7 protein-coding genes are annotated in these 6,586 nt (G+C 69.1%); 3 read left to right on the forward strand and 4 right to left on the reverse strand.

Features of this window, described 5'->3' with window-relative positions; translation table 11 throughout:
- Both bla and K8V84_RS13740 read left to right on the forward strand, forming a co-directional pair.
- Positions 1-633: class A beta-lactamase (bla, locus tag K8V84_RS13735; protein ID WP_304074723.1), on the forward strand; the 633-nt coding region annotated here is incomplete at its 5' end.
- A 259-nt stretch (positions 634-892) separates the two neighbouring features.
- Positions 893-1,840, forward strand: a complete 948-nt coding sequence (locus tag K8V84_RS13740) for a DUF1266 domain-containing protein (RefSeq protein ID WP_304074724.1) — start codon at positions 893-895, stop codon at positions 1,838-1,840.
- 128 nt (positions 1,841-1,968) lie between these two features.
- Here the strand turns inward: K8V84_RS13740 and pyk are convergent, their stop codons facing one another.
- Positions 1,969-3,402 carry a pyruvate kinase gene (pyk, locus tag K8V84_RS13745; RefSeq protein WP_304074725.1) on the reverse strand — a complete coding sequence of 478 codons (1,434 nt, stop codon included), beginning with the start codon at positions 3,400-3,402 and terminating at the stop codon, positions 1,969-1,971.
- Positions 3,403-3,613: 211 nt separating this feature from the next.
- On the opposite strand from pyk, the gene K8V84_RS13750 reads away from it, so the two are divergent.
- Complete coding sequence (locus K8V84_RS13750; protein ID WP_304074726.1) at positions 3,614-4,318, forward strand: maleylpyruvate isomerase N-terminal domain-containing protein; 705 nt, start codon at positions 3,614-3,616, stop codon at positions 4,316-4,318.
- Positions 4,319-4,375: 57 nt separating this feature from the next.
- On the opposite strand, the gene K8V84_RS13755 is transcribed toward K8V84_RS13750, so the two are convergent.
- The 3 genes from K8V84_RS13755 to K8V84_RS13765 form a co-directional block, all read right to left on the reverse strand.
- Positions 4,376-5,269, reverse strand: coding sequence for a prenyltransferase (locus K8V84_RS13755; protein ID WP_304074730.1), 894 nt, complete (start codon positions 5,267-5,269; stop codon positions 4,376-4,378).
- Positions 5,270-5,341: 72 nt separating this feature from the next.
- Entirely contained in the window at positions 5,342-5,725 is a 384-nt protein-coding gene (locus K8V84_RS13760) for a DUF2784 domain-containing protein (RefSeq protein ID WP_304074727.1), read from the reverse strand.
- Between the two features lie 77 nt (positions 5,726-5,802).
- Positions 5,803-6,586 (reverse strand): FAD-dependent oxidoreductase (locus K8V84_RS13765; protein WP_304074729.1); only part of this gene is annotated, 784 nt, incomplete at its 5' end.

Consider the following 6,586-nt stretch of genomic DNA (forward strand, 5'->3'; position numbering starts at 1 on the left):
GTGGTTCTTTCGGAGAACTCGTTGGCGGAGATGGAGCGGGTGGTGACCTTCGACGAGGGGGTTCTGGTGCCGCACTCCCCCGTGGTGGAGGAGAACCTGGATTCGGGGATGTCGTTGTTGGAGTTGTGCGACGCGACGGTGCGCTACAGCGACAACGCGGCGGCGAACCTGTTGTTGGACGAGATCGGGGGCCCTGAGGGCTTCACCGAGGCGTTGGGCCGGTTGACCGGTGACGAGGTGACGAACCTGACCCGGTACGAGGTGGAGATGAGCGAGGCCACCCCGGGGGACGAACGGGACACGAGTTCGGCGCGGGCCATGGCCGAGAGCCTGGAGGCGTTCACGTTGGGGGACGTGTTGCCGGAGGATCGGCGTGGGGTCCTGGTGGACCTGTTGGTGCGCAACACCACGGGGGACGACCTGATCCGGGCGGGGGTTCCGGAGGGTTGGGTCGTGGGCGACAAGACCGGTAACGGTGGTTACGGGACGCGTAACGACATCGGCGTGCTGTGGCCGGAGGAGGGCGACCCGATCGTGCTCGCGGTGTTGTCGACTCGGGACGTGGAGGACGCGGAGTCCGACGACGCGTTGATCGCGGAGGCCTCCCAAGTGGTGGTGGAGGCGCTGGGCTGACCTGCGAACCAGGTGGATTATCGGGGGTTCTGGTCGTTGCCGGACAGACTGGCCAGAACCTCCGTAACTACCCGACCATTTCGACCCCAAATAGGCCTTTTGTCACTTTATGGGGGTGCAAGCGCGCTGAACCGGTCACATCACGGCCACAACCTGAGCACAACCCGTGGGTTCGGTCGCGGTGAAGCTCCACCGTCCTCGATCCTTGATGTCGTGTAGCCCTGTCCGAACGGGCTTGGTGTGAGGAGAGGGGTATCGGGTGTTGACCGCGTTGGCCGGGGTGATCGGCGCGCTGGTGATCGGGGCCTGGGTCGTGGTGGCCTGGGGTTCCCGCCGTCACCAGCCGTGGCTGTGGACTCCGGTGGCGTTGCTCGCGGTCGTGCTGGTGGCCCTTGATCTTCCCGGCTGGTCTTTCGTTCCGATGCTCGCGTTGGCCGCCGGCTCCTTCGCCGAATTGGTGGTGGGCTCGCGTGAACAACCGGCGATCCGGACCAAGACGCCCGACGCCCCGTTGAGCACCGAACGATGGGCCGCGGCGGTCGCGGCACCGTTCCGTGTGGCGTTGGCCGAACCTTGGGACGTGGTGGCCCGGCCGAGCCTGCGACGTCGCTACCGACGGATGCTGGAGCAGCAGTGGTCGGTGGTGGACCGCGAGTCGCTGTTGGCCGCGGTCGACCGTCTGCTGGAGGAACTGCACTCCGGACCGAGCCTGGACCTGGCTGTGGACCTGCGGGCGGGGATGGCGCGTTCGCGTCTGCCCGACGGCGGTGAGGACACCGGCGCGATGGTGCGGTTGTCCGACGAACAGGTGGCGCGGTTGCGGTCGGTCACCGGGGTCTCCGAGGGCGACGAGACCGTGATGATCGGCGCCTACCAGTGGTGGAAGTCCGTACACGTCATCCGTCTGGTGTGCGGTGGGGCGTCGCTGGACTGGTTGAGTCCGGTGGAGACGCAGACCCTCCTGCGGCGGGTGGCCTCGGACCTGCAGCGGCGGTATTCCTCATGGGGGCAGTTGTCGTCGGCCTTCCACGCGGGTTATCTGCTGTGGCCGGACAAGGGCGTGGGCGGTCACCACGAGGACGCGGACCGGCTGTGGGTGGCGCTGGGTCTGTTGGACGACGACCCGGCCAGCCCGTGGAACCTGTTGCCGTGGGACATGCCGTTGGAGCGGGTTCCGTTCGAAGGCGCTTCCTCGAACCAGGACTGAGCCGGAACCGGCCCGTCCACTCCCCCGCCGCACCGGTCGGCCCGGAACGCTCCGGCGTGGCTCATTCCGCCGGGCTCCGGGCCGGACCTGATGCGGCCCGTGGGTTCGGGCGCCGTGGGCGCCCCGCGTCAGTTGTTGTTCAGGGCGACGGCGTCGCCGATTCGGTGAACGCGCAGGAAGTTGGTGGAACCGGTGGTTCCGGGCGGGCTGCCGGCGACGATGACGACCTTGTCACCCTTGTGGTAGTCGCCGAGCCGCAGGAGCTCGCTCTCGACCTGGCGGACCATGTCGTCGGTGTTGTCGACCCAGGGCACCAGGTTGCTCTCGACTCCCCAGGTGAGGGAGAGGTGGCCACGAGTGCTGCCCTCGGTGGTGAAGGCCAGCAGCGGGATGGGCGAGCGGTAGCGGGCCAGACGCCGGGCGGTCTCACCGGACATGGTGAAGGCGACCAGGGCCTTGGCGCCGACGGTCGCGCCGATCTCCGCCGCGGCACGGGCGATGGCTCCACCCGTGGTCTCGGGCACCCGGTTGAGGATGTGCGAGGCGCGCAGGGACTCCTGTTCGGCCGCCCCCACGATGCGCGCCATGGTCTCGACGGTCTCGATGGGGTACTTGCCGACGCTGGTCTCGCCGGAGAGCATGACGGCGTCCGCGCCGTCGAGGACGGCGTTGGCGACGTCGGAGGCCTCGGCGCGGGTGGGCCGGGGGGCTCCGATCATGGATTCGAGCATCTGGGTGGCGACGATGACCGGTTTGGCCTTGTCGCGGCAGCGTTCGACGGCACGCTTTTGCACCATCGGGACGTTCTCCAGGGGCAGCTCGACGCCGAGGTCGCCGCGGGCGACCATGACGCCGTCGAAGACCTCGATGATGTCCTGGAGGTGCTCGACCGCCTGCGGTTTCTCGATCTTGGCGATGAGGGGGACGGTGATGCCCTCCTCGTCCATGATGCGGTGGCATTCCTCGGCGTCGGAGGGGCTGCGCACGAAGGAGAGGGCGACCATGTCGACGTTCTGGTGCAGGGCCCAGCGCAGGTCCTCCTCGTCCTTGTCGGTGAGCGCGGGGACGCTGACGGCGACGCCGGGGAGGTTGAGTCCCTTGTGGTTGGAGACCGGGCCACCGAAGATGACGCGGGTCTGTACGTCGGTGCTGGTGGTCTTGGTGCACTCCAGGACGACGCGGCCGTCGTCGATGAGGACGCGGTCGCCGGGGCGAACGTCGCCGGGGAGTCCCTTGTAGGTGGTGGAAACCCTGTTCCGGTCTCCGGGGACGTCCTCGATGGTGATGGTGAACTCGTCCCCGGCTTCGAGTTCGATGGGCCCGTCGGGGAAGGTGCCGACGCGGATCTTGGGCCCTTGGAGGTCGGCGAGGACGCCGACCGCGCGATTGGCGTCCTTCGCGGCCTGCCTGAGGTTGGTCAGGCTCGCGAGGTGGTCGTCATGGGTTCCGTGGCTGAGGTTGAGGCGGGCGACGTCCAGGCCCGCGTCCACGAGACGCCGGAGGATCTCCGGGCTCGAGGTGGCGGGGCCAAGGGTCGCAACGATCTTTGCTCGACGTGTCACATGTATCACTTTAGAGCGTCCGAGGGATGGAGTGGTCTAAACCAGGTTGCGAACGGACGTATACGAGGTGGAGTGGGAGCGAATTCGGTCACCCTCGGTGACCGTTTTCGTGAGGTGTTCGGGTGGTCGGGGGTGAGGTCGGCGGGCCGTCGCAGGTTTCTTCGGGTCGTTGTTCTGTGGGCGTTTCGCCGTCGGTGAAGGGTGGGCCCGGTTGTTCGAGCGTGGCGTGGTGGTGGCGGCCCTGACGGACGAGGTGGCGGCCTTGGAGGAGGTGCTGTCGGGATTGTCGGAGTCCGATGTGGTGAAGTCGACACGATGCGTGCCGTGGGACGTGGCGGCGTTGTCGGTGCACACGGTGGGCTCGTTGAACCAGGTGTTGGTGGCGCTGGACGGGGGCGCGGCGGATCCGGACGCCGCTCTGGTGTCGGCGGCGGGGTACTACTCGCCGCGGGTGCGTTTCTCGCCGGAGGTCGACCGGGCCCGGGTCGACAGTGCGTTGGAGCGGGCCGAGCGTCGGTCGGACGCCGCCGAGCCGGGGCGGGTGTTGGGCGGGCTCCGGGCGCGGTTGTGGCCGCGTCTGGCGCGGGTGCCCGAGGATCGCACGATGGTGACCCGGCACGGTGATCCGATGCTGGTCACGGAGTACCTGGTGACCCGGGTGGTGGAGTCGCTCCTGCACGGGTTGGATCTCGCGGACGCGTTGGGGCGTGAGCCGTGGGCGAGCGACCGGGCCCTGGGCCTGGTGGGCGAGGTGTTGTTCGGCGGGGCCGACGCGGAGGCGCTGGAGAGGGTGCTGCCGGGCGCGCGTGGCGCGAACGCACTGGGGGCGGTGCGTGTGGTGACGGGCCGTGCGCCGGTGCGGGTCGGGCGCGCGGTGTTGGAGGGCGCGGGGGTGCGGGTCCTGGCGTTGGGGTGAGGCCACGCGATCGTGTGGCGCCCCGCGTGCGGTGCGGGGCGCCACGCGTTCGTGCCGTCAGAGGGATCGGCGTGGGTGGGGCAGGTCGGGTACCAGACGACCGTAGGCGCGCAGGATGCGCAGGCGTTGGATGGTGCGCATGCCTTGACGTTCGAGGGTGGCGGTGGTGTCCCAGTGGTCCCAGCAGGCGTCCCAACCGCCGTCGGGGCGTTGCTCCTCCTCGAAGGCTTCGAGGTTGCGGATGATCTCGGCGTCGGTGAAGAGCGGGCGGGCGATGTGGGCGGGGTGGCAGGCCAGGTCGAGTGGCGTGTGCACGTGGCCGGTGGCCCTGGGGTGGACGTCGATGACGGCGCGGATCTTGGTGGCCATGTGGTTCATGGTGGCCACGGCGCGAGGCCGGTCGGGCACGTACTGCAGGAAGGTGCAGATGCCGATGGCCTCGTGCGGGTCGGTCCAGTGGAGTCCGTCGATGGTCTTCCAACAGTAGGCCGTGGCGAGGTCGCGCCAGGGGTGGGCGACGTTGTTCTTGTGCAGCAGCCCGGTGATCATCGCGGTGACGTCGAGGCGGCTGGAGAAGTCGTCGGTCCCCCGGTACCAGGGCGCGGCTTCGGTGTGGCGGACGGTGGGCAGCACGGCGGGTACGCCGCCGTCTTCGTTGGCGGCGGTGGCGAGGAAGAGGCAGATGCCCTGTCCGATGTCCTCGGGGATGGCACCGAGTTCGTCGAGGTAGCGCAGGGCGGTCTCGGTGGCGACGGGTTGACTGCCATGGCCACGGAGGTCGGGGTCGAGGCCGTTGCCGTAGCCACCGTCGAGGTTTCGGTGGGCGGCGAGGGCGGCGTGTACGGGTCGTGCGGGCGCTGACTGGAAGTGGAAGGCGAAGCGGTGCCGGTCGATGAGCCGGGCGCTGCGCATGATGAAGTGGTCGGCTGCGCGGTACGAGTCCCAGGTCATAACGGTCATGTCTCGACCGTAGACCCGTGTGACCTGCGGGTGAAGGACGTGCGCGGGATCCATTCGCGATCTTTACGCCGGGTCCTCGGAGGGGGCGCGTCGGCGGCGCCGGTACAGCAGGAGACATCCGGTCCAGGAGACGGCGACGCTGAGGGCGACGAGGAGTTGGGCGGTGAGGAGGTGTTCGGTCGGGTAGATGACGCCGGTGAGGTAGTGCTCGATGAATCCTTCGGAGGGCAGGCCCGTCTGTCCGGCCTGTTCGCGTCCCCAGTTCTCGATCCGGGTGAGGGGGCAGACCCAGCCGATCACGGTGACGCCGAGGCCGTAGAGGGCGCAGGCCAGGTGGGGCCAGAAGGCGCGGGGCCACTTCCAGGCGAGGAATCCGCCGACGGCGACGTAGACGAGGAAGGCCATGTGCAGGACCATGGCGCCTTCACCGATCAGCCGGTAGATCATGGGGCGAGCCTAGGACGCACGTCGGGCGCGGGGTAGTCCCCCGCGCCCGACCGTTCTCGCTTCGAACCTTCGGTGTCCTACACGAGCGGGCGCTCGGTGGGCGGGATGGCGACCGGCAGGGTGGTGCCCTCGGTGAGGTGGCGGTCCACTCCGGCGGCGGCCGAGCGGCCCTCGGCGATGGCCCACACGATGAGGGACTGTCCGCGGCCCATGTCTCCGGCGCAGAAGACGCCGTCGACGGTGGTCTTGTAGTCGCCGTCGCGGACGACGTTGCCGCGGCCGTCGAGTTCGACGCCCAGGTCCTCGATCAGGCCCTCCTTCTCCGGGCCGACGAAGCCCATGGCGAGGGTGACGAGGTCGGCGGGGATCTCGCGTTCGGTGCCCTCGACGGGTTCGAAGCCGTTCGGTCCGCGTTCGACGTCGACGAGCCTCAGGGCGCGGACGTGGCCGTTCTCGTCACCGAGGAACTCCAGGGTGTTGACGGAGTAGATCCGCTTGCCGCCCTCTTCGTGCGCGCTGGTGACCTTGTACAGCATGGGCATGGTGGGCCAGGGCTGATGGTCGGGGCGGGTGGTCGGGGGCTTGGGCATGATCTCCAGCTGGGTGACCGACGCGGCTCCCTGACGGTGCGCGGTGCCGACGCAGTCCGCGCCGGTGTCTCCGCCGCCGATGACGATGACGTGCTTGCCCTCGGCGTGGATGGGCGCGCGGTCGAGGTCGCCCTCCTGCACCTTGTTGGCCAGGGGCAGGTACTCCATGGCCTGGTGGATGCCGTCGAGTTCACGGCCGGGGGCGGGCAGATCGCGCCACCGGGTGGCTCCGCCGGCGAGGACGACGGCGTCGTTGTCGGCCTTGAGTCGT

The sequence above is a fragment of the Nocardiopsis listeri genome (assembly GCF_020741345.1).
GTDB classification, from domain to species: Bacteria; Actinomycetota; Actinomycetes; order Streptosporangiales; family Streptosporangiaceae; genus Nocardiopsis; species Nocardiopsis listeri_A.